Origin of the sequence: Streptomyces sp. NBC_01092 (assembly GCF_045039535.1) — a bacterium.
Classification (GTDB): domain Bacteria; phylum Actinomycetota; class Actinomycetes; order Streptomycetales; family Streptomycetaceae; genus Streptomyces.
Genome location: NZ_CP108659.1, coordinates 72304 through 95676, shown reverse-complemented (window position 1 = coordinate 95676; position 23373 = coordinate 72304). Strand labels below are relative to the sequence as shown.

Here is a 23373-nt window from a genome sequence, read left to right as displayed (position 1 = left end):
GCTGATGGAAGGGCAGGCTCAGGATCACCTCGCCGGCCCATTCAGTGGCCGGTGCAGGAGCGCATGTCAGGGGACTAGTGTGATGCGCCAGAAATTTCGAGGCTTACTGGCTCTAACAAAAACGGGTTGATCATGTGACTGTCTGCTTTGTCGCTCGTTGAGGGGGCATGGGGAAGCGTCAGTCGCGGCCGTGGATCGTGTCGGACGAACTGTGGTCGCTTATCGAGCCGTTGCTGCCTGAGCCGGCGCCGAGCTGGTGGAGGGACGGCCGCGAGTGCCCGACCGTCAGGCCTTGTGCGGCATCCTGTTCGTGCTGCACACCGGCATCCAGTGGGAGTACCTGCCCCAGGAGCTCGGCTTCGGCTCGGGCATGACCTGCTGGCGTCGCCTGGCGGCCTGGAACGAGGCAGGTGTCTGGGACCAGCTGCACCAGCTGCTGCTGAACAAGCTGCGGTCGAAGAACCAGCTGGACTGGTCGCGGGCGGTGATCGACTCCTCCCGCGTCCGGGCCGTACGGCGAGGCCCAAAAGCGGGCCCAGCCCGGTCGACCGCGCACGCCCGGGCAGCAAACACCACATCATCACCGACGGGCAGGGCATCCCGCTCGCGGTGTCTTTGACCGGTGGCAACCGCAACGACGTCACCCAACTGCTGCCATTGCTGGACAAGATCCCAGCAGTGGCGGGAGTGGTCGGCCGACCGCGCCGACGGCCCGACATGCTCTTCGCGGACCGCGGCTACGACCATGACAAGTACCGTCGGCTGCTGCGCCAGCGCGGGATCAGGCCCGCGATCGCCGAGCGGGGACAACCGCACGGCACCGGCCTGGGCACCTTCCGCTGGGTCGTCGAGCGGACGATCTCCTGGCTACACGGCTTCCGCCGCCTACGGATCCGCTGGGAACGCCGCGACGACATCCATGAGGCCTTCCTCGGACCCGCCGTCTGCCTGATCACCCACAGACACGTCCAGAGGCTTTGTTAGGGCCAGTAAGTCGCTATCTGAACTTGAATTCGTGATGTCGGCGGCGTCGCGGAGCGTGTTGGGCGCCGATCGTTCGGGATCAAGAGTGTGTCTGCAACCAGTGACGGGCGGCGGCCAGTGTCACTTCGATGTCGTCGCTCCATGAACAGACTTCCAGCCAGGACAGGTAGCCGCCCTGGGTGAAGACCAGGACCTCACCTGGGCACTCGCCAGCTTCGGTGACGAGCTGCGCTTCGGCCGCTACCACCGTGCTGGGGCCGGTGGGTGCAGGAACCACCTTGCTGGTGTTGTCCGCGTACAAGGTCATGCACATAGGCGGGTACGGGCTCACGTACACACTCGATCGGGTTGATCTTGCGCGTGTCGTACGCGAGTTGTGAGTACACGGACTGTCGGCGGGACAGCCATCGCGCGAGGTGAGAGGAGGCGAAGGGTGTCCCGTCTCGATGATCCTGCACTCGGAGCGTTGGATGGATCTGCGCCGTTTCCGCGCTCTGCATGAGGCAGGGCTGAGCATCTCCGCCATCGCCCGGGAGACCGGGCTGAACTGGCGGACCGTGAAGAAGTACATCGAGGCTCCGCCGCCGGTGGTGCCTCCGAAGGGCCCGTCCCGCAAGGGCTGCCATGGGCAGGTGATCGAGCCGTTCAAGCCGGTGATCGATGCCTGGCTGCGGGCCGATATCACGTTGAAGGGGACGGTGATCCACGAACGGCTCGTCGACCAGTACGGATTCACCGGCAACTACCAGCGGGTGAAGCTCTATCTGCAACAGGCCCGGCCGCAGGTGATGGACGAACTCGGGATCAGTCCCGACGAACTCGCCGGTCTGCACCGCCGGTTCGAGGTGATCCCGGGGGCCCAGGCCCAGGTCGACTGGGGCGACGAGGGAGACATCCTCGCTCACGTCGGGATCAAGAAGGTGTACTCCTTCCACATGGTCCTGTCCTACTCGCGGGATCCGTTCTGCTGCTTCACCACGTCGATGGACCTGTCGACGTTCTGGGACTGCCACCGGCGGGCGTTCGCCCACTTCGGCGGGGCTCCGAAGACGATCGTCTACGACCGGACCAAGACCGTCGTGCGCCGGCACGTCGCGCCGGGCGAGGCCGTCCCGTTGCACCCGGAGGCGGTCGCGTTCGCCGGGCACTACAACTTCGACATCGACGTCCTGGCCGCCTACCGGCCCCAGGGCAAAGGGCGGGTTGAGCGGCAGGTCACCATCGTCCGCGACCATGTCCTGGCCGGGCGGTCTTTCGGCTCGGTCATCGAGCTGGACGCGGCCTTCGTCAACTGGGTGCCGTTGCGGCGGGCCCGCGTTCACCGCACGCATCTGGAGGTCATCGGTCTGCGGGCCGAGCGGGATCACGCTGCCCTGCGACCGCTGCCGAAGCGGCCCTATCTCGTCGCCGACCGGCACCTGCGGCACGTCGGCAAGGACTGTTTGGTCGCCTTCGAGGCCAGCCTGTATTCGGTGCCGGCCCGCAGGGTCCGCCCCCGGCAGCTGGTCGAGGTCAGGGTCGGTGGTGACACCGTCTCTCTGCATCTGCTGGCTCCGGACCTCAGCGGGTCCACGCTACTGGCCGTCCATCCGCGGGCGCATACCCGCGGGACTTGGGTCGTGGACGAGTCCCACTGGGACGGCCTGCCCGATGGCACGGGCCGCCGCACCACTACCCAGGTTCCCGACTTCGCCGTTCGTCCCCGGCAGGTCGCCGACTCGGACAGCCCACTGCAGAACCTGCTCAACCGGTCTGCCGCGGCCCAAATCCCGGTCGGGAAGAGGCCGTTGTCGTTCTACGACAGCATCGCCGGCACCCGGCCGAAGCCCCGTCCCCATAGCGTCCCGGAATCGAAGGACACCGCGTGAGTGAACTGGTCACCGCCCGACTGCGGTCCACCGCCACCAAGCTCGGACTGCCCCATACCGCCACCAGCCTTGAGCATCTGATCCAGCGGGCGGATGCCAGCAAGATGGGCTACCTCGACTTCCTCGACCTGGCACTCTCCGAAGAGCTCGCCATCCGTGACGACCGCCGATTCCACACCGGGCTGCGGCTCTCCCGGCTGCCGCACCATAAGACCCTGGACGAGTACGACTTCTCCTTCCAGCCAGACCTTGATCCCCGCAAGATTCGGGACCTGGCCACGCTGTCGTTCGTCGAGACGAAGACCAACGTCGCCTTGCTGGGACCGCCCGGCGTCGGCAAGACCCATATCGCCGTCGGTCTGGCCGTCGCAGCCTGCCGGGCCGGTTTCACCGTCTACTTCACCAGCCTCGACGACATGGTCCGCCAGCTCAAAGAGGCCGACTCCATCGGTCGGTTGCCTGCCAAGATGCGGCTCTCCCAGCGGCCCGACGTCCTCGTGGTCGACGAGGTCGGCTACCTCCCGCTCGACCGGGACGAGGCCAACCTCGTCTTCCAGTTGATCTCGAGGCGCTACGAAAAGGGCTCGGTCATTCTGACCTCGAACAAGACCTTCGGCGAGTGGGGCCAGGTCTTCGGCGACGAGGTCCTCGCCACCGCGATCCTCGACCGGCTACTGCATCACTGCGAAGTCGTCTCGATCAACGGCAACAGCTACCGGCTCCGCAACAAGCTCTTCGCGATCGAAGGCGGCAACGCAGCGACCGCCTGAACCTGCAGCTTCACCCCACACGGCCGGGTCGAGGGCTGACGCCCTCGACCCGGCCAAAACTTCGTACGCACCTCTGCACTTGAGCCCGTACTGGGTTCTGCAGATGAGCCAGTACGCCGACAGGTGTCGAGCTCGAAGTATGCGGTGCCACACCCACATGTGCAGCGCGCTCGCACGCTGAGGTGGGGAACCTGCCTTTGGAGCGCGATATGAACCGGGGTGTCCCCGTTCAGGACTGCCGCAAGCACGTCGGCTACGTCAGCAGGCAGGCTCTCGTTCCTCTCGTGACCGTATCTGACCAGCTACTTTAGACTCCGACCGGGCAGACTGCCTATCGCCGATCGGCCAGCCTTTCACGCTTCCAGCACCAGGCCGGTGCCAGCGAGGCAGCCATTGATGACCTCCGGTCGGTACTGCAGCATCTTGAGCTTGCGCTTCACGGCACGGGTGATCGGGCCGGAGGTCACCTGCGGCGAGGTTGCCGATGTCACGCTTGACCAACGACCAGATGCCTTCTTGCGGGTTCAGGTCTGGCGCGTAGGTGGGCAACTGGAAGACCGTGAGCCAGTCCGCGTTCGCTTCGATGAACGCCCGCAAGGACTTGGTCAGGTGGAGGCGGACGTTGTCCCAGACCAGGACGATCGGGCCGCCGAGCTGGATGCGGGCGCGGATCAGCAGTTCGCGCCAGTCGCGTCAGCCGAAGCCCTTGGGCTGGTCCTTGTGTTCGGTGTACTCGCGGACGGAGTAGAAGAGCCGGGACCGCTCGCCAGGCTTGTAGCAGGTCATGCCTGCCATCGATACACGGCCCGAACCCCGGCCGCGCACGCGGACAACTGGGATGCAGCCCCTGCGGCCCCAGGACCTGGCTCGCGGCGGCGTCAGCGACTGACCGGCCTCGTCCTCGAAGACGATCCAGCCGTCACAGGCCGCCGCGATGCTCTTACCCGCGGCCAGACCTCTTTCTTCCACAGGTCCACCGCAGCGTCGTCACGCTCGATTGCGCGGCGGGCCGGTTGCCACGACCAGCCGTGCCGCTTCAGTAGCCGCCGCGTCCCCTCCACCGTGTACGACACGTGGAACAGCCGGCCGATCAGCGTCTTCACACGGGCTAAAGGGTGTTGCGCAAGGCGCTGAGCTGGGCATCTCCGGTGTATGACTGGGGTGTTGAGGGCCGAGCGGGTGTGGGTGGAGACGTTCACCGGGCTACGGGTGACGCAGTTTGCGGGCTTGTTGAAGGTGGTGCGGGAGCGGGGCGGCAACGGCACCTTGCGGGGCCGGCCATGGTCGTTGCCGTTGGCTGAGCGGGTGCTGATGGTGGCGGTGTACTACCGCACGAATCTGACGATGCGGCAGTTGAGTCCGCTGTTCGGCGTCTCCTCCTCCACGGTGTGCCGGGTCATCCAGCGGCTTGGTCCGCTGCTGTCGCTCGAGCCCGTCTCCCGCCCGGCGGATGCGGAGGACCGGTTGTGGATCGTGGACGGCACCCTGGTCCCGGTCCGCGACCGGAACGTCGGCTCATCGTCACGCAACTACCGGTTCTCCGCGAACGTGCAGGTCATCGTCGATGCCGACACCCGTCTTGTGATCGCCGCCGCCCATCCGGTGCCGGGCACCACCGCGGACGCGCACGCCTGGCGGGCCTCCGGGCTGAGCGAACACTGCCGGGGCGTGACCGTCCTGGCAGACGGCGCCTACCTCAACTGCGGGATGGTCGTGCCGCACCGCAAACGCCCTCACCGGCCCCTGCTGCCGGGCGAGGAGGACGACAACGCCGCCCACCGCAAGGTGCGTGCACGGGTGGAGCATGTGATCGGCCGCATGAAGAACTACAAGATCCTCCGCGACTGCCGGCAACGCGGCGACGGCCTCCACCACGCCGTCCAGGCCGTTGCCCACATGCACAACCTCGCCTTCGCATCATGACCAGAAGACCGCGATCACAGGCTCTGACCTGCCCGAACACGGCCTTGTGCAACACCCTTTAGAGCTTGTCCCGTATGGGGTGTGAGTTGTCCGGTGAGGGCCAGGTTGTGGAGCCGGGCGATGCCCAGCATGGCCTGGTGAACGCCGTTGCCCTTGAGCCGGCAGTCCCGCAGGATCTGACTCGAAAACAGCCGAGTGAGGGCAGGGGCGATTGCCCCGATAGGAGAACTGGGGAGTGGGGAAGTTCAGGCAGGTTCGAGGCCGGATGTGTCGACTCCGAGTGCGCTCAGCTCGGCGATGAGGCGTTGCTGCCGTCGTTTGGCCTGGTGGGGATGCTGTTGCCAGTGGTTGGGTCCGAGGTCCTGGTAGCGAGCGTCGTTGGTGAGCATGTGCCACATGGCGATGACGATCTTGTGCATGACCGCGACGAGTGCACGTTTCTTGCCCATGCGTCTGATCAGCCGTCGGTAGTGAGCATTGAGATAGGTGCCCTTGGTGCGTGCTGCGGCGGCTGCCGCATCGCCGAGACCGCCCTTGAGCCAGACGTTGCCGTGGGTCGTGGCGCCTGAGTAACTCCGGCCTGCTGACTGGTTGTTCCCCGGAGCCACGCCGCTCCAGCTTGCCAGGGCGGCCGCAGTGGGGAATCGAGTCATGTCGACGCCCGTCTCTGCGATCACGACCTCCGCCAGGCGGGTTGAGATGCCGGGGATGGTGGTCAGGAGATTGTGCTGCCGGCGCATGGGCGCGGTTTCGGTCTCGATACGCCGGTCGAACGCCGCGGTCTGTGCGTCGATGGAATCGATGTGGGCCAGGGCCTGGGACGCCAGGAAGGCGTGGTGGTCCTCGAAACGACCGGTCAGAGCCTCACGGAGGTCCGTCATCTTCGAGCGGGCTTTGCCGATGGCGAGGTCGGCCAGCACCACCGGGTCGCGTTCACCGGCGACAAGGGCTTCGATCATGGCGCGGGAAGACATGCTCAGTGTCTTGGTGAGCACGAGTGAGGTCTTGATGCCCGCGTCCTCAAGCACCTTCTCCAGCCGGTTCAGCGCGCGGGAACGTTCCCGTACCAGGCTGGTGCGCTGCCGGGTGAGGTCGCGGAGTCGACGAATGCGCGGGGGTGGCACGAAGGACGGAGAGACCAGCCCGTGCTGGGCCACTTGGGCGATCCACCGGGCGTCGGAAACGTCGGTCTTGCGGCCCGGCACCCGCTTGATGTCCCGGGCGTTGACCAGCCACACCTCGAACTGCTCCTCGAGCAGGTAGAACACCGGTTTCCAGTAGTCCGCCGTCGCCTCCATGACCACCAGTTCGACGCCCTCTTCGGCCAGCCAGTCAGATAACAGCAGCACTGACCTGGTCATCGTGGAGAAGGTGCGGACCTCATCCCGGTAGCGACGTGACCCCTGCGAGACGGGCCCACGGACGCAGACCTTCACATCACCTTTGGAAACGTCGAGTCCAGCGACTCTCTCGACCAGCACATCCATCGCGAACCACCACCTCGGAGACCGATGTCGCCAAACGACCCCGGCTTGGTGAGGGCACAGCCAACTTAAGAATCTGACTCGCGTGCTCAGAGGCAACAGTCCAGGGCGCCTGCCCCAGCCCTCGCGTCAAGCTTCCACACGGACTCAACCGCACCAAGATCCTTCGACGTCACCCAAGCCGGGACCGCCGTCAGAATTTTCCCCAGTCAAGGACGCCGCAAAGCGGCCCGAACAGCTTCCAGGTCTTCAGCCGGGACAGGGCGTGTTCCACTCGTGCCCGTGCCCGGCGGTGGACGGCGTTCTCTGCTTCCTGCTGCGGGCTGAGGTGTCTCTGGCCTCGTCGCCTGCGGTGCGGGATGAGCAGGCCAGTGCCCTGGTAGCCGCCGTCGGCGATGGTCGGGGCACCGCGGCAGACCCGGTCCACACCGGACTCGGTGAACGCCCGGCAGTCGTTGCGGCTGCCGGGCAACGGCAAGCCGATCGCCACCACCAGGCGGCTGTTGGCGTCGATCACGACCTGCAGGTTCGTCGAGTACCGATAGTTCTTGCTGGACGCGGCCACGCTGCGGTCCCGGGTGGGCACCAGGGTGCCGTCGACGATGTAGACGGTGTCCTTGCGCGGACGTCGGGCCGGCGAGATGGCCAGCAACGGCGCCAGGTGATCGAGGATGCGGTCGGCCGCCGACTTCGAGACCCCGAACAACGGCGTTACCTGCCGCAACGTCAGGTTCGTGCGCCAGTACGTCGCCACCAGCAACACCCGGTCCTCCAACGGCAGCCGCCAGGGACGGCCCCGCTGAACGTCACCACCGCGACGCCGCACCAACGCCACCAGCCTGGCGAACTGCACCTCGCTCAACCCGGAGAACGGCTCGATCCACTTCGGATCACCAGCTGAAATCACCCCACCCATGCCCAGTCAACGCACCACCCGCCACACCGGCTACGGGACAACCTTTACGACCTCGTGCACGGTTGGCCGTGGCACGTCGAGGGCCGCTGTGCTGACCGTGTTCACACTCGAAGGCTGCGGTAGAGGTTGGCGGTCTGCTGGTGTGAGAGCAGTCCGGCGACGGCTTGGACGATGTCGCTCATGTGCTCGCGGCGGCCGTGGTGGCGGGCCAGGGCCTGCCAGTTCTTCAGGTGTGCGATGCCGTGCTCGACGCGGATACGGCGTGAGGAGTGCGCCTTGCGCTGCAGTTCGTGCCGTTCCTCGTACCAGGCGGGAGCGTTCTTCTTGAACTTGCGGTGGGGCGGTGTCACGACGCGTCCGCCGGTCTGCGCGCCCATGCCCTGATAGCCGGCATCCGCAAGGACCTCTGTGAAGGGGCCCTCGGCCAGGAGCTGGACCAACCCAACCTGCCTGGCCTGGGTGATATCAGCACAGCTGCCTGGCCGGACCGGGCTGCAGAACAGCACCCGCCCCTCGGCATCCGTAAAGAACCATGGACTTCACGGCGTTCTGCTTGGTCTTGCCGGAGACGAACCTGTCCCGGTCCTTGCGGCCTGCGGCCGGGCGCCGGACACGGATCTCCGTGCCGTCGATGATCCCGGTCCGCCCGTCCGCGCCCAGGTGCTCGATGACCTCGGCGAGCGTGCACAGCCGGATGCCCGGCGCGACCGTGCAGCCTCGCTGCGCCAGCAGGGGCCGCACCTCGCCGATGGCGCGGGTGATGGTGGAGCGGTCCACACCGAACCAGCAGCCAGCACGTCATGAGTGGTGCCATGACGCAGACTCACCAGCGTGGCCAGCAGCCTGTCGACGAAGACGAACTTGTGCTTCGCCCCGGCCCCTACAGCCCGTCGCCGCGGCCGAACCGTGAGGCGTGCCTGATGCTGTTCGTGCCACAACGGCCCCACCTCCGCGATGAGTTCCCCGATCACATCCGGCGACAACCCAGTAACCCGGTACTCCGCCACGATCAACTCACGCGCCCCAGCCCCCATCATGCACAGTTCAACGAGCCACCCGAGCGCCAAGCCACGGCCAACCGTGCACGAGGTCGTTAGCCGTTGCAGAACGCGGACGCTGCCCGGGAGTTCCTCGGCCAAATGCCAGCCCCTGAGCCCGCAATCGGGCCGGACGACCGGCCGCCCGCCCTGGCCTCGGGCCCGGCAGAGGGCGTCACCGCAAGCGCTGACAGCCCACACCTAGATCGGGCCTGGTCGTCCGCTCCCGTTGCGGAGCACCGCGAAGAGGAGGTCGGCCTCCAACCGATCCCTGTGCCCACGGGGTGGCCGGAAACCGTCACTTACACCTCCCTCTTCGTGTTCCTCGTGTTGGAAGTAGCAAGTGGTTACAGTAATTTGACTCTCCGTTAGCCAGTCTGAGGTTGGGGGACCGCGGCTGGCCGAGGGGAGGGATTGGGACATGGCTTGTCCACATCCAGCGGGTTGGCTTCTGGCCAGTCTCAACGACTGGATTCCGGAGAGCCTTGCGGCTGACGCATAAGCATGCAGCATCAAGGCACGTTTGAGCGCGGCCAGAGAGTAAGGGTCCAGGCTGCTGGCGTACCAGAGTTCGCCACAGTCAGATTCGCCCTGGCCGGAGACCAGTCGGGGGCATGGGATCTCATCCTGGTCGACGACGAAGACCGTCGTCATGAAGTGAATCTGGCAGCCGGAGACACCGAGACCGTGCGACCTCTCGTCAGCGACGGGCAGGCTGACTCGGCTCGTGTGCTGGCCGCGATGTGGACCCAGTGGATGAATGCCGCGGCGACCAACGCCGAGTCCAGCGCTATGGCCGCCACGCCACTGAAGCCGTACGCGCACCAGACCACGGCCGTCTACGGAGCGATGCTCCCTCAGCCCCTGTTGCGTTTCCTCCTCTGTGACGAGCCAGGTACCGGCAAAACGATCATGGCTGGCTTATACCTGCGTGAGATGCAGAGGCTCGGCCTGATCAAGCGGGCGATTATCGTGTGCCCGGCGAACCTGGCCACCAAGTGGGTGGACGACTTCCAGCGGTTGCTGGGCGGCGGGCTGCGTCAGTTGACCTCGGCCACGGTGCGTGAGGACGCTCTGAACTCCAACGACCTGTGGGTGGTGTCGCTGGAGTTAGCAGCCGTGAATCCCGCCGTGCAGGACGCCATTCGGCCGGACAAGGCCGGCTGGGATCTGGTCGTCTTCGACGAGGCGCACCGACTGACTCCGACTGCCGCCGGATACCACCAGGTCGGACGGCTGCTGGCCAAGAACACCCCGCGGACCCTGCTGATGACGGCAACGCCGCACCGGGGCAAGGAGTGGCTCTTCCGACACCTGCTGCATCTGGTCGACCCAGAGATCTACCCGGATCCGGGCAACGACCCCAACATCGAGCTCAGTGCACTGCGTCCCGGCCCCATCCACTTCCTGCGGCGGATGAAAGAGGACTTAGTCGACTACGACGGCACGACCCGGCTGTTCAAGGGGCGCACCGCGCACAACCACAGCGTCCCGCTCTCGCAGACTGAGTACGGCTTCTACAGGGCCGCCCTAGATATGGTCGACCGGTTCTTCCCTCTGGTGGCGCAGCCGCTTGCCCGCATGGTCTACGGCAAGCGGGCAGCCTCCAGTCTCTACGCGCTGGCCGAGACGCTGCGCCGGCGGCACGAGCACATGGGGGCGATGAGCGAGGCGGAGGCAGCGCTCATCGCCGACCGCGAGGATCACGGTGACGAGGCCGAGGTCGATGAGGCCAAGGTGATTCATACGGTCTCTGCCTCGACCAGGGCTGAGCGGGCCGCGATCAACAGCCTCGTGCAGCAGATCGAGGCAACAGTCAGTGACTCTGGCTGGCAGCCGTCGAAGTGGAAGCGACTCACCGACGACTGCCTGGCCGCCCACGGAATCCACCCTGGGAACGGTGAACAGGCCGTTGTCTTCACTGAGTACGCAGATTCGGCCGAGTGGATCGCCCGGCGACTCCAGGCCCAGGGATACACCGCCCAGCTCTACTCCGGCCGCCAGGGAAGGACCGAACGCGACGAGGCGCGCAAGGCATTCATGCGCGGCGAATTCCAGATCATCGTCACGACTGACGCTGGCAACGAGGGTATCGACCTGCAGGCCGCGCACGTGCTCGTGAACTACGACATCCCGTGGTCTTTGGTCCGCCTCGAACAGCGGATGGGACGCATCCACCGCGTCGGTCAGCAGCGCGACGTCTACTTCTACAACCTGGTCGCCACCGACACTCGGGAAGGCAAGACCCTGCTCCGCCTCCTGGACAACTTCGTTACGGCCGCGAACGAGCTGCGCGGCCAGATGTTCGACAGCCTCTCCGCGGTCGCCGAAATCACCGGCGTCGACTACGACAAGTGGCTGTCGGACCTCTACGGCAACGATGAGTTGAAGAAGCAGCAGGCCATCGAGGCCGCCCAGGCGGTCCAAGCGCAGGAACTCAGCCGGGCAGCTCGGAAGGTACGGGACAACGAACGACGCCTGGCCAGCCAGGTGGACGCGGTGGCCGCACTGACCCTGCTTCAGCGTGACCTGTTCGCACGCATCAACCCGGCCATCGTCGAGGCATACCTCGACCGGCTCGCGGCGGCCGGCGTGCTGAAGTCCGCTCCGACCGCGGCCGGGCCCGGGTTCCGGCGGCTCTCCCTAAGCGGCAAGGCCATCTTTCCGGCCACTCTGGGCGGACGGAACGAGGTTCATGTCGCCACCAGCGGAGACGTGGTGCGCGAAGCCTCGGAGAGCATCGACGTCGGTGACACCGTCACCCTCGGCCCCGGTGAGCCCGGCTTCAGCGACCTGATCAACACAGCAGAGCACACCCTGGCCGAGGACCTGTACCAGTCCGGCGCCGCATCCGACCCCACCAGCCTCACCCCGTACGACCTGTACGCGTACGAGGCGACGATGACCGAGAGCAACGGCAAGCGCGCCAGCGTATGGGCCACCTTGATCAAGGTGGACGACAGCGGCAATGCCCGCCCGGTGCGATGGGAGTCCCTGGCCAACCTCGTGCCCACCGACCAGTACGGCGGCTCACCGCATCCGGCTCGGGAGGGCCACGCGCTCACAGCGGCCCGCGAAGTAGCCGCCGTGACCGTCGCGGAGCACCGGAAGGTGCGCGCCGACTGGTTCGCCCAGGCCCGCCGCGACCTGACCAACCTGCCGCTGAGCCTGACCGATCGCATCGATGACCGCGCCGCCCGTCTTGAGCTGCGGCACCGGCTTCAGACTCAGACCGCTCAGCGACTCGAAGAGCTCGAGCGGCTCGCGGACGTGCATCTGACCGAGCCGAAGCAGGTAGGTCGAATCCGTGTCCTCGCCACCGCCGACATCAGCGTCCGGGCCGAGATCGACGCTGAGCTGGTCTCCATGCGGCGCGTGCAGCAGCTCCTTGAGGACGACGGCTGGACCGTGGCCGATGTCCACACCGAGGGCCGTGGTTACGACTTGGAGGCCCGCCGCCACAGCCAGGTCCGCCATGTCGAAGTCAAGGGCGTGCTGGGCAGCGCGGCCAGCGACGGCATCCGGATGACAGGCAACGAAGTCCTCATCGCGACCCAGCACCGCAAGGAGTACTGGCTCTACGTCATCGACCAGTGCGCCGACGGCAAGGGCCGATTCTTCGGCGCCTACCAGGACCCAGCCACCCTCTTCGCGAACGTCATGACCGGGAACGCGGTGTTCCGTGTCCCGGGCAGCAGCCTCAAGAACGCCCCCGGGAGCAACGCATGACCCGAATGATTGAACGCTGGTTCCCCTGCGCCGAGGTCTCGGCGAACAGTTCAGCAGGATGGGGAAGCGGTGCGACCGAGATCGGGCTGTTCCCATGGTTCGCGAAGCGTCCAGTAGCACAGGCCAAGGCTGCGGTGGTCTGCTCGCTGCTGCCCTGGCCGGAGGATCAGTCCGAGCAGCAGCGTCTTCAAGAGCTGGTACACGGGGCTATGTCCGGGCGCTACTCCGCCTGGCAGATGCTCCACGACGAGATCCTCAAGGCCAACCCTGAGGGCGCATCCGTCCTGGACCCGTTCAGCGGGCGCGGAATGATCCCGCTAGAGGCGGGGCGGCTCGGACTTGAGGCCCACGGCGTCGACTACAGTCCGGTCGCGGTACTGGCCAGCACACTCCTCACCGATTTCCCCCTCCGGGACTGGTCCCAGGAGCCAAGCCTGCCGTTCGCCGAGGAAAGCGACGCCCTCTACGATGACCGGCCCCGGCTGCTTATTGACGTTCGCGCAACTCTCGACGAGGTCGGACGCCGGTGGACGGCAGCCATGGCGGACTACTACCCCGAGGTCAACGGCAAACAACCGTGGGGGTATCTGTGGGCCATCGCTATACCGTGCCAGGAGTGTGGCAACCGGTTCCCTCTGGTCGGCTCGTACGAGCTTCGAAGGCCGAGTCAGAAGCGCGGTCGCAAGGGCGCTCCGCCTGTCATGGATCCCGGCCAGTCGTTCTACATCGAGGCCGACCCGGCTGCCGGTACCTGGGCAGCGGTGGTGCACGAGGGCCCTCCAAGGCGTACTCCAACACTTACGCGCGCTCGTACGGCTGAGGGTCGCACGCTGCCGGGGAAGTCTGCGATCTGCCCCTTCTGCAGTCATGTGCACCCACTCGATGTGCATCGACGACTCACCGACGAGAGGCGCGCCACAGACATGCTCCTGGTGGTGGCCGACCACTCGGACGACTCCGGCAAGGAGTACCGGGAGCCCACTCAGGCAGAGCTCTCGGCTGTCGCCGCAACGCCCGCGGCACTACGTGAGCTGTCCGACCCGAGTCCGTTTCTGAGTGCCGTACCAGACGAACGGATCGCACCGGGCAACAACAACATCATCGGGCCGTCCATCTACGGGGCGCGCACCTACGGCGACTTCATGTGCGATCGGCAGACCCTGGCCTTCGTCATGCTCACCCGGTCCATCGCCGAGGTGGCCGATGAGCTCATGTACAAGGCGGGGGTGAGTCCTGACTACGCCCGAGCACTGAGCGGTTACGCCGGGTCGGTCGTCGCTCGGAAGCTTCGACGGGCTACCCGTGGATGCACGATCGACATCAGTCGCGCGGGCGTTCACGACATATACGCAAATCAAGGATCAATCACCTTTTCACAGGACTTCTTCGAAGTAGGAATCGGCACAGGTGCGGGATCATGGTCGTCACTGTGCAAAAGCAGCATGGCGACGCTCTCGAACCTGATGGCGGATATCCAGGGGACGCCTGTCAGCGTGACGCGGGGGTCCGCTGCCGCGATGAACCTGCGGGACAGGTCCATCACTGCTGTGGTCACCGACCCGCCGTACGACGAGATGATCGCGTATGCCGACTCCTCCGATCTGATCTACGCATGGCTGAAGCGAGCCCTGCACGGCACCTGGCCCGAGCTCGTCATCACTTCCGACGAACACGGCTGCCAGGAGAAATCGGAAGAGATCATCGTCAAGCGGGTCCGGGGAGAGGCACCCAACGAGCACCGAACTCGGGAGCACTACGACACGAAGATCGCCCAGGCGTTCGGCGAGATGCGTCGCGTGGTCCGCGACGACGGACTGGTGACCATAGTGTTCGGATCCGGAGACCCGGAGGTCTGGCAGCGCCTACTCACGGCCATCGAGAAGGCCGGCCTGGTGATGACCGGGTCCTGGCCTGCGAACACTGAGGCCAGCAACCATCAGGGCAAGGCGAACATCGAGACCACCCTGACCATGACGTGCCGCCCCATGGCACCCGGACGATCCCCCGGGCGCAAGGGTGCGGTCGAGGCCGAGATCAAGGCAGAGATCAAGCGGCGCTACCCCGACTGGGAGCGGTGGGGCTTGGCCCCGGCGGACATGCTGATGGCCGCTGCTGGACCGGCCATGGAGGTCGTCGGTCGTTACAGCGAAGTCCTCGACGCCAAGGGCGAACCCGTCGACATCTATACGTTTCTTCCGCTGGCGCGAGCTGCAGTCCAAGAAGCCATGGCAGTCGAGATCAACCACCAGCCGCTGGAGACCTTTGACGCTCGAACGCGGTTCGCGTTGTGGTGGATCACGCTCTATAACCGCCAGATCCGTGCGAAGTCCGAACTGCGCTGGCAGGCTCTGGCTTCCTCGCTCGACCTGGCAGCGATACGCGACCTGGTCCCTGATGCCGACAAGGGTGTGCAGTTCATCGCTGCCCGCGACTACAAGGTCAAGATCGACGAGGATTCGACCGTCATCGACATCGCCCTCGCGCTCGCAGGCGCCTCGGAGGAGGGCCTGCAGGCCATGGGTCAGGTACTGGTGGACGCAGAGCACGCGGCCGACGACACCTTCCTGTGGGCCGCAGTTCAGTTCCTCGCGGACCGGCTTCCCGACAACGACCCAGACTCGGTCCGCTTCACCCGCGTGCTGCGCAACCGGGCCGGCGTGGTCAGTGCCGCCGAGGCAGCCGCTGCGAACAACTACGAAGAATCCCAGCTCCGACTGATCGCTGATGTCCAGTTGCGGCTCACGTGATGACGACCAATCCCACCCCCGTGATCCTCGTGTCCATCAGCCCAGGAGAGAAGCCATGACGACCAGCGTGACGCCGTGGTGGAAGGCACTCAAGCTCCGCCAGGAGATCCGGAGCGCCTCCGGGCAGATCGATGACGTACAGATGTCGCTGTTCCGAGCCGTTCACGCCACGGGAGCCGACCGGCCGCCCTATGCCGATGCCGACTACTACGGTGACATCACGCACCCGACCGAACGGCTTATTGACCTGCTCACCGAAATCGCAGTCCGCATCGGTGGTGGCGATGACTACTTGAAAGCCCGAGCAGTCACCCGACTCGACCAGGGAATGGGCGGCGGTAAGTCGCACGCGTGCATCGGCGCCTACCATCTGGCCGCCAACCCAAGGGCGCTGTTGGGAACCGAACTCGGCCAGAAGGTGACCGAGCGCGCGAGGGGAAGAATCGGCCACCCGCTTGTTGGCGGCCTCGGACGTCCGCTCGTCGTTGTGCTGCCCTGCGACAACATGACCCCAGGAGCCGGGGTGGAGGAGTTCGACGGGCCCGCGGTCAATCTCTACGAACGCTTCCTGTGGCGTCTTTTCTCCAAGGACTACACCCTCTTCGAACGCTATCGGCGGTTCTGGAGCGACAAGCACAAGATTGCCGAGGCCATCAGCGCGGTAAACCGACCCGTACTGATCATCGTCGACGAGGTGCTCGACTACATCGGCAACGGACTTGACGGCGCGAACCAGACCGAGCTGGCGGCCCAGGACATGGCGTTCTTACGGGCTCTACTCGATGTCGTCAATGACGTCCCTCGTGTCGCGATGCTGGTCGTGATGATCGCCTCCGACGTCGACAAGACCGCGCTCTCGCCCGCTGCTCAGGCCCGCCGCGACGACCTGAACAGCCAGCTCGACCGCAACGGCCTGCCGACTACCGTGACCGGCGTGGGCGACTTCGCCGACATCCTCCGCCGACGGCTGTTCGATGCCGAACCCGCCGGTGAGGTGCTCGCTGCGACTGCTGCGCTCTACGAGGAAGTGCTGACGGACAAGACCTGGAGCAAGCAGGTCTGGGACCCGATCGGAGCTGCGTGGCGCCGCAACTGGCGTGCAGAGATGACCGCTTGCTACCCCTTCCACCCCATGCTGATGAGCCTGGCGCAGTCGGAGTGGAGCAAGGTCACCGGATTTCAACGGGTTCGGTCCACGATCCGCATCTTCGCTGCCACGGTCTATGCCCTGCAGCAGCGTGGCAAGGCGGGCGAGTGGGTGCCGGCGCTCATAGGGCCCGGAGACCTGCCGTTGTCGGACAGCACCGTCCGGGAGGCGCTCCTGGGCAGCGGCCTGGTGGAGGACGACCGCACCATCGCGAACTATCGGAGCCTGGCCGAGATCGAGGTCATCAACTACGACGGCTCGTCAGGTGCAGCGCGCCGCCAGGACCTCGAACGGCAGTCCAGCACTTGGGGCGCGAACAATCCACGCGCGGCTGAACGGGCGGCCACCTTCATCTTCCTGGCGAGTGTTGTCGGCACCCTGCGCCCGGGGCGGGGCCGTGGAGCCAGTGCTCCTGAGGTCAAGGCGGCCACCAGCGTGCCGGAAGCCACCTATACCGTCACCGACGCCGACGGCGTCGTCGATGAGCTGGTAAATCCGAACCAAGGGATGAGCGCGCTCGACATCACTCCCGGTCAGGGCAACAACAAGCCGGCCCGTTACTTCCTCTCCACCCGGCTCACTCACCGCATGCTGGTGAAGAACATCCGGCGCACCATCACGGAGGCCGAACGCGACCAGGTCATCGCCGACATCGCGAAGAGGCTGGCCAGCAGCGGCCCATTCCGCGATCTGCAGTTCGTCGCGGCGGACTCCCAGCGCAGTCCCGCCGACGTCCTCGCCACGGCTGGCCTAGACACCGCCTACACCACACGGCTCATCGTCCTCGACCCGGCGCAGTACAGCCTGCGCAACGGCATGGAGAAGCCGACCCTTGAGGCACTCACCGTCGCCATGGGGCTCGGGCAAGGTGCGCAGCAGCTCCCCGTCCAGTGGGCCAGCAGCGCGGTGTACGCCGTGGTGAACACCCAGCAGCGTGCTCTTGCGCGGAACTTGGCGGTGGAGTACCTGGCGAGGCAGAAGGCTCTGCAGGCGCCCGAGATTCAGAACGACGACGAACTTAAGACGATCGGCGCCAAGGAGCTCGCCGAGGCCAAGACTCAGCTGGAGAGGGCACTCAAGCGGGCGTACCAGCATGTCGCCTACCTGGCCCAGCCCGACCCGGACGGGGAGCGGTACCTCGACCAACTCACATTCGACAAGGACAACATCACCGCGCTCGACGGCATGCTCGTCTGGAAGGGCCTCGCCGCTCGGGACAAGGTTTTCGACACTGGCCAGTTCAGCGCCAAGGCTCTCCTGCACAACCTTCGCGACCACGACTACGGCAAGACCCTCTCCGACATCCGAGCCGCCTTCTACAGCGCCCCGCGATTGCCGCTGCTTTACGGCGGTGACCGCGACCTTCAGCAGGCGATCTACGACGCTGTCAGCCAGGGCCTGCTGAGCATCGTTGACGGAGCAGGCACCGAGGTGGAGGTCACAGCACCAGGACAGGTCAACCTCGCGAGTACGGGCCTGCGCCTCGCCAAACCACAACCCAAGACGTGCGCCGACTGCCACCAGCCGGTTCACGAAGGTCAATGCTCCTTGAGTGCCGACGACGCCGTCGATAACAGCTCGACGCGCAAGCCTGGCAGTCCAGCTGTCGACACACCGAGCGTGCCCCGGCAGCGGGAGACCGATGGGCCGAGTCCGGACCAATCCTCAGAGAGGGAGCAGGCCAAGGACCGGCAGGTCGCCTTCTCGTTCACGAAGAATCTCCTGGCCAACAGCGACAGCGCCGACGGTTTCGCCGCACTCTTCCGAGCGTTCTACATGGCCCTAGACGAAAGGCAGATCAGCTATCTACAGGGCACTCTCCAGTTGGTCATACAGGCCGATGAGGCCGAGCAGATCCAGCAGCGCCTGGAAGAACTCGGCATAAGCGGAACGTTCAAGGAGATCTGACGGGTTCGCCCGCATGCCAGTGACGGGATGCTTCGGTGTGCGGTCACGTCGGCCTACTCCGACTGCTCCGACGCCGACGAGTTCGTCATAGAGACGAATATGCAGGTGGCTTACAGGCGATCATGAAGTCGCTGGACGATCTGATTCATAAAGCCAAGACTGCCGGCCTGACGAAGGTCCGCATCGCACTGCTCTCGGGCCACTCCAGCAACGCTGTGCGTGCCGTCCTCGGGCATTAAAGCGAGTGAAAGGGCTGTCGGAGTTGCACGGACGGGAAGGACAGGCAAGTCGCACAGTGACGAGACGGCCCTCGATGGCGACTTGGTGGTAACAACTACCGCGGGGCTGGTCGGCGCGGGCACCGTCGCGCCGGGAGTCTTCGATACGGGCGAGGCTGGCTGCGGCCGGAGGTGAGGTGGGGTCCGGCAGTGTCGTGTGTGTGGCCTGTATGGGGGCTGGCCGCGCGCGGTGTCCTGTCCGGCCCGGGCGTACAGGAACCCGCAGTGGTCGCCTTGCGTCGGCGAAGTGGTCGGGGTCGGCGGGATGCGTGCTGGTGAGCGACCTGGCACGTAGCGGCGGATATCTCGACCGTCTGAGGGATCAGGTGATCCCGAGCATCTGTAATGGCTACTCATTTGAGTAGTGAAAGGTAACTGTCGTGAGGAGTGCTCAGTGGAGTATGGTTGGGGGTATGGCCACAGACACCGAACTCATCGCGCGGGCCACACTTGCCCACCTGCGAAGCATCGGCTCGACCGAACCCGACCTCACTCGGTCACGCGTGGTCACCGGGCCCTCCGGCACACGGTACGCCGCCCTCGCCAACTCCTCCGGAGTTCCCCTAGTTGTCTACCGGTTCGACCCCTCCGGCGGTCAGCTCCGCGTCCTCAAGGGCATCCCCGAACCCGTACGCAGCGCCTACGCCGCACCTGACACGGCAGCAGCCTGACTCGCACCGCGAAGGGAACGCCCCTCATGACCGCTCAGTCCGTACACCGCACACCCGACCCCGGCCGCATCCCCCGCACGCAAGACGCCGTCGCCGCTGCCCTCCCGCCTGCACAGCGCATGGAGTTCTACCGGCAGATGGGCGAAGCCACAGACGACACTATCGGTACCGTCCTGCGTCGATGGTGGACCCTCGTCCAGGTCGCCGCCGACCCTGCCACCGCCCGCACCGCCGCTGCCGTCAAGGCGGGAACCGTGCCCGGACGCAGCGCCGCCGCCGTCCTGCGTGAGCGGCAGGAGAACCGTTGACCTACGACGGCCCTGAGTACGACTACACCGGCCCCGACGACGAAGACCCGCTCATCCTTTCTCCGGCCGTGCAGCAGGCCATCGGCCCCAAGACCCCGGTTGACCTCTTCAACGCCGTGAGCGTCGTCATGGCCGCACTGATCGAGGCGCTGGAACTCGGCATCATGCCGCCCGACGCGATGCCCATTCCCGGCGTTTCTGGGGCCTATCTCTACCCTGTGCCGAACGACTTCGGCATGATCGAATACCACGACACCCAGACCCCCAAGGGGCGACCGGCGTACTACCTCGCGCGCATCGTCAGCCACGACGACTTCCTGAACGACTTCTGATCCCACCTTGTGGGGCGGTGTCCCTGACGGCGTCGGCGCTGCGGCGATCTCGTCCTCGACGGTCCGGCTGGGCCAGGAACGGCAGTGGGCTCCGTGACAATGGCGTGCCAGTCGGTGCAGCGCTCGGCGGGGTTGAGGACCACACGGGCGTGAGATCCCCGAGCGAGGAGACCTGGTCGAGGGCTCAGGGTGGGTATCCGATGCGGGTTAGAGGGCTTCACGTCTAACGACCTCGTGCACGGTTGGCCGTGGCTCGTCGAGAGTTGCGGTCCTGACAGTGGTCACGCCTGAACGCCGCGGGATAGAGCGGCGCTCTGCTGGTGTGAGAGCAGTCCGGCGACGGCTTGGATGATGTCGCTCATGTGCTCGCGGCGGCCGTGGTGGCGGGCGAGTACCCGCCAGTTCTTCAGGTGTGCGATGCCGTGCTCGACGCGGATACGCCGTGATGAGTGCGCTTTGCGCTGGAGTTCGTGCCGTTCCTCGTACCAGGCGGGAGCGTTCTTCTTGAACTTGCGGTGCGGTGGTGTGACCACCCGTCCGCCGGTCTGGGCGCCCATGCCCTGATAGCCGGCGTCCGCGAGGATCTCCACGAACGGACTGTCGGCCAGGAGCTGGGCCAGTCCGAGCTGCCGGGCCTGGGTGATGTCGGCGCAACTGCCCGGCCGGACCGGGCTGCAGTACAGCAGCCGCCCTTCGGCGTCCGTGAGGACCATGGATGATCCCGGTCTGGCCGCTGGCGCCAAGGTGCTCGATGACCTCGGCGAGAGTGCACAAGCGGATGCCCGGCGCGACAGTGCAGCCCCGCTGCGCGAGCAGGGGCCGCACCTCGCCGATGGCGCGGGTGATGGTGGAGCGGTCCACGCCGAACCAGCAGCCAGCACGTCATGCGTGGTGCCATGGCGCAGACTCACCAGCGTGGCCAGCAGCCGGTCGACGAAGACGAACCTGTGCTTCGCCCCGGCTCCCACAGCCCGCCGCCGCGACCGCGCCGTCAGCCGAGCCTGATGCTGCTCGTGCCACAACGGCCCCACCTCAGCAACGAGTTCAGCAATCACATCCGGCGACAGCCCGGTGACCCGGTACTCCGCCACGATCAACTCATTGCGCATTCCTCTCGTGGGGCCAGTCGTCCGCTCTCGAGATCGGTGGAAAAGCCGGTGATCCCGGGGCAAGCACGGCAGGGAGCACAGTTTGTCCTTGCGCTGCGACACACCAGGTTCCTTCCGGGGGTGCCTGCATGGATAGTGGTCGCCGCGGGGACAAGGGCGAAAGGGAAGGGTTTAATGCCCGAACACACCTCAACAAGTCCGCCCGTCCACTTCGCTATTCGCCCTCACGTTTGACATCGCAGCATCGGGACGCAAACCCTGCCCGATGTGGGGGCATTTGTCATCATTGTCTACATCGCCAGTTTCGAGTGCTAATGGCTAGTGCGGTTGCCGCACTTCTGCATGCCGAAGTCGCCGCCACGATCTTCTCGCCATGTATTGATCCGAACGGTAGGTGTTCTGGGTCGTTGATCCCTGTGTGAGCGAACTGGTGTGGGACGCACGGCAGTTGTCGCCGTCGGCGCAGGTGGCCATTCGGCTGCGGGCGGTGGCGGCGCTGGTGGCGGGCCGGCCTCGTGAGGATGTCGCGGCGGTCTTCCGGGTCTCGCTCAATGCGGTGGACAACTGGTGGGCGATCCAGCTCGCGCAGCAGCTGGGATCCAGTCGTCTTCGCCGGGATCGGCGCCGCGTCACGGCCATGCTCCTTGGCCAGCCGCTCCTCGATCTCCAGCAGGACCAGCTTGCGCACCGGTCGGCTGGATTTCACATGCCCTGCCAGCACCGAGCGGGCCATCTCCACCCAGCGTGGATCCGCCCGGTCCAACACATTGCGCACTGGGCGCTCGCTCACCAGACCGGCCGGCCCGGACTTTCTGCACCGCCGCCACCCAGCGGCGGACCGTATTTTCACCCACCCCGAGTTCTGCCGCCTTGGCCGTGTACCGGTGCTGCATCGGAACTCCCGGAGCGTAGTCCGGCCGCGGCTCACCCTCCAGCGCCAACTCCGACGATCCGAGGTGGTAGCCCGTGAGGACCTCCTGGACATGGCGGACCCGGACCGTCAGCTCATCGTCCTTTTCATCGCTCAGCCAACCCAGCCGCGCGGCGGCCGCCGGCTCCTCCGCGGGGACCTCCATCAGGATCTGCGTCGAGGGATGAGACAACAGCACCGAGACATCGACTTGCCGCCAAACCGGGGCCCTTCCGTCCGAGGCCCGCTGCAGCAACACCCGGCGCCCTGCGACCTCGGCGACAGTGAACCGCTCACCGTCGAAACTTAGCGGCAGACCCGGCCGCAACGTCGCCGTCCACGCGCTCATGTGCACCTCCGCAGCACCGAATCGCCTGAGATCGGACGGGACAGGTCGGTGACCAGCCGCCCGGACCACAACAGCGCCTTCAGGGCAGGACGCACCTCATGGGCCGGGCGTCCGCCCGCCAGCCGTCGCTCGGCCACCGCAAGCTCATCCCCATCCCGCACGCTCCGCCAAGCAGCGTGGACATCGCGCTCCGCCACCACGCCAGGCCGCCGATAGGCCGCCAAGAACCGCACGTTCGCCAGCACTACTGGATCCGCGCCCGACCAGACCTCGTACTCCCAGCCACGACGCTCGACCAGCCCACCCGGCCAGGCCAACACCTCCGCGACCTTCGGATCGGCCAGCCGGTCCGCCGGCTTGACGTTCACCACCCGCGCCGTCCCCGACCGCGTCACCAGCAAGAAGTCCGGAACATACCGACGCACGCGGCCGCCGATCTGGGCCACCAGACAGCACGGCTGGCCATAGATTTCCCGCACCACAGGATCGAAGTCGGCCGACAACAAACGGGCCAGCTCCAGTCGGCTCTCATGCACGACCGGCCCGCCCGCCGTGGCCGACATGTACGTGCCGGAGTAGTGCCGCTGGCCGCGCACCGAGCGGAACTGCCGCCACGGCACCGACTCCGCGAAGTCAGCCAGCCGCAATCTGGAGAGCGGCACCGTGCGCACCGAACCGTCGACGTACCGGATCGACGCAGAGGGCACCGCACCCACATCACCGACCCCGCTCATGCTGCGTTCGGCCATGACACCGGACGGTACAGAGCACTGATGCGCAACCGCTGCGAAAGATCACAAGAGCCCGATGAGCGGCAACTGCCTGACCGTAGTCAGTGCTCATGATCGCCTGGAATTGCTCGGACGGTGCTCATGGTCACCTGGAATTGCTCACGCTTTTCCG

19 protein-coding genes and 4 pseudogenes are annotated in these 23373 nt (G+C 66.1%); 11 read left to right on the top strand and 12 right to left on the bottom strand.

The annotated features are described in order from the left end of the window. Positions 1–167 precede the first annotated feature (167 nt). A pseudogene (locus OG254_RS00515) lies at positions 168–984 on the top strand (IS5 family transposase). Between the two features lie 79 nt (positions 985–1063). On the opposite strand, the gene OG254_RS00510 reads toward OG254_RS00515, so the two are convergent. Beyond that, on the bottom strand, positions 1064–1291 hold the full coding sequence (locus OG254_RS00510) for a hypothetical protein (RefSeq protein WP_405576283.1): 228 nt from the start codon (positions 1289–1291) through the stop codon (positions 1064–1066). 139 nt (positions 1292–1430) lie between these two features. Between OG254_RS00510 and istA the strand changes: the two genes are divergently transcribed. Both istA and istB read left to right on the top strand, forming a co-directional pair. After that, complete coding sequence (gene istA, locus OG254_RS00505; protein WP_405576281.1) at positions 1431–2852, top strand: IS21 family transposase; 1422 nt, start codon at positions 1431–1433, stop codon at positions 2850–2852. After that, positions 2849–3622, top strand: a complete 774-nt coding sequence (istB, locus tag OG254_RS00500; protein ID WP_405576279.1) for an IS21-like element helper ATPase IstB — start codon at positions 2849–2851, stop codon at positions 3620–3622. Before istA ends, istB begins: the two co-directional genes overlap by 4 nt. A gap of 537 nt (positions 3623–4159) precedes the next feature. Here istB and OG254_RS00495 read toward each other — a convergent pair. The 3 genes and pseudogenes from OG254_RS00495 to OG254_RS00485 form a co-directional block, all read right to left on the bottom strand. Then, positions 4160–4258: pseudogene (locus OG254_RS00495) on the bottom strand (DDE endonuclease); the annotation flags it as partial. A gap of 57 nt (positions 4259–4315) precedes the next feature. Continuing rightward, positions 4316–4591 (bottom strand): hypothetical protein, encoded by a 276-nt coding sequence (locus OG254_RS00490; RefSeq protein ID WP_405595660.1) that lies wholly within the window; start codon positions 4589–4591, stop codon positions 4316–4318. After that, on the bottom strand, positions 4501–4695 hold the full coding sequence (locus OG254_RS00485) for a winged helix-turn-helix domain-containing protein (RefSeq protein ID WP_405594756.1): 195 nt from the start codon (positions 4693–4695) through the stop codon (positions 4501–4503). The genes OG254_RS00490 and OG254_RS00485 overlap by 91 nt, the downstream gene beginning before the upstream one ends. Before the next feature lie 79 nt (positions 4696–4774). On the opposite strand from OG254_RS00485, the gene OG254_RS00480 reads away from it, so the two are divergent. Continuing rightward, positions 4775–5545 (top strand): transposase family protein, encoded by a 771-nt coding sequence (locus OG254_RS00480; protein ID WP_405576277.1) that lies wholly within the window; start codon positions 4775–4777, stop codon positions 5543–5545. A gap of 89 nt (positions 5546–5634) precedes the next feature. On the opposite strand, the pseudogene OG254_RS00475 reads toward OG254_RS00480, so the two are convergent. The 5 genes and pseudogenes from OG254_RS00475 to OG254_RS00455 all read right to left on the bottom strand — a co-directional run. After that, positions 5635–5724 (bottom strand): annotated as a pseudogene (locus OG254_RS00475) (IS5/IS1182 family transposase); the annotation flags it as partial. 66 nt (positions 5725–5790) lie between these two features. Further along, complete coding sequence (locus OG254_RS00470; RefSeq protein WP_405576275.1) at positions 5791–7032, bottom strand: IS110 family transposase; 1242 nt, start codon at positions 7030–7032, stop codon at positions 5791–5793. 232 nt (positions 7033–7264) lie between these two features. After that, positions 7265–7945, bottom strand: a pseudogene (locus OG254_RS00465) (transposase); the annotation flags it as partial. 101 nt (positions 7946–8046) lie between these two features. After that, positions 8047–8451, bottom strand: a complete 405-nt coding sequence (locus OG254_RS00460; protein ID WP_405576273.1) for a transposase family protein — start codon at positions 8449–8451, stop codon at positions 8047–8049. After that, positions 8411–8722: a hypothetical protein gene (locus OG254_RS00455; RefSeq protein WP_405576271.1), complete on the bottom strand. Its 312-nt coding sequence runs from the start codon at positions 8720–8722 to the stop codon at positions 8411–8413. Before OG254_RS00455 ends, OG254_RS00460 begins: the two co-directional genes overlap by 41 nt. A 947-nt stretch (positions 8723–9669) precedes the next feature. On the opposite strand from OG254_RS00455, the gene OG254_RS00450 reads away from it, so the two are divergent. From OG254_RS00450 to OG254_RS00425, 6 genes are all read left to right on the top strand, one after another. Continuing rightward, positions 9670–12711 carry a helicase-related protein gene (locus tag OG254_RS00450; RefSeq protein WP_405576269.1) on the top strand — a complete coding sequence of 1014 codons (3042 nt, stop codon included), beginning with the start codon at positions 9670–9672 and terminating at the stop codon, positions 12709–12711. Next, on the top strand, positions 12708–15458 hold the full coding sequence (locus OG254_RS00445) for a DUF1156 domain-containing protein (RefSeq protein WP_405576267.1): 2751 nt from the start codon (positions 12708–12710) through the stop codon (positions 15456–15458). The genes OG254_RS00450 and OG254_RS00445 overlap by 4 nt, the downstream gene beginning before the upstream one ends. 55 nt (positions 15459–15513) lie before the next feature. Further along, complete coding sequence (locus tag OG254_RS00440) at positions 15514–18513, top strand: DUF499 domain-containing protein (RefSeq protein ID WP_405576265.1); 3000 nt, start codon at positions 15514–15516, stop codon at positions 18511–18513. Between the two features lie 691 nt (positions 18514–19204). Beyond that, positions 19205–19462, top strand: coding sequence for a hypothetical protein (locus OG254_RS00435; protein ID WP_405576263.1), 258 nt, complete (start codon positions 19205–19207; stop codon positions 19460–19462). 26 nt (positions 19463–19488) lie between these two features. Next, entirely contained in the window at positions 19489–19770 is a 282-nt protein-coding gene (locus OG254_RS00430; protein ID WP_405576261.1) for a hypothetical protein, read from the top strand. After that, on the top strand, positions 19767–20102 hold the full coding sequence (locus OG254_RS00425; protein ID WP_405576259.1) for a hypothetical protein: 336 nt from the start codon (positions 19767–19769) through the stop codon (positions 20100–20102). The genes OG254_RS00430 and OG254_RS00425 overlap by 4 nt, the downstream gene beginning before the upstream one ends. 281 nt (positions 20103–20383) lie before the next feature. Here OG254_RS00425 and OG254_RS00420 read toward each other — a convergent pair whose 3' ends face one another. Continuing rightward, positions 20384–20815 (bottom strand): transposase family protein, encoded by a 432-nt coding sequence (locus OG254_RS00420; protein ID WP_405576257.1) that lies wholly within the window; start codon positions 20813–20815, stop codon positions 20384–20386. Between OG254_RS00420 and OG254_RS00415 the strand changes: the two genes are divergently transcribed. Next, on the top strand, positions 20814–21107 hold the full coding sequence (locus OG254_RS00415) for a hypothetical protein (protein ID WP_405576255.1): 294 nt from the start codon (positions 20814–20816) through the stop codon (positions 21105–21107). The genes OG254_RS00420 and OG254_RS00415 overlap by 2 nt on opposite strands. A 733-nt stretch (positions 21108–21840) precedes the next feature. Here OG254_RS00415 and OG254_RS00410 read toward each other — a convergent pair. Continuing rightward, positions 21841–22470 (bottom strand): hypothetical protein, encoded by a 630-nt coding sequence (locus OG254_RS00410; protein WP_405576253.1) that lies wholly within the window; start codon positions 22468–22470, stop codon positions 21841–21843. Then, a complete protein-coding gene (locus OG254_RS00405) occupies positions 22467–23219 on the bottom strand; it encodes a TnsA-like heteromeric transposase endonuclease subunit (protein WP_405576251.1) in 753 nt (250 codons plus the stop codon). The genes OG254_RS00410 and OG254_RS00405 overlap by 4 nt, the downstream gene beginning before the upstream one ends. Between the last annotated feature and the right edge of the window lie 154 nt (positions 23220–23373).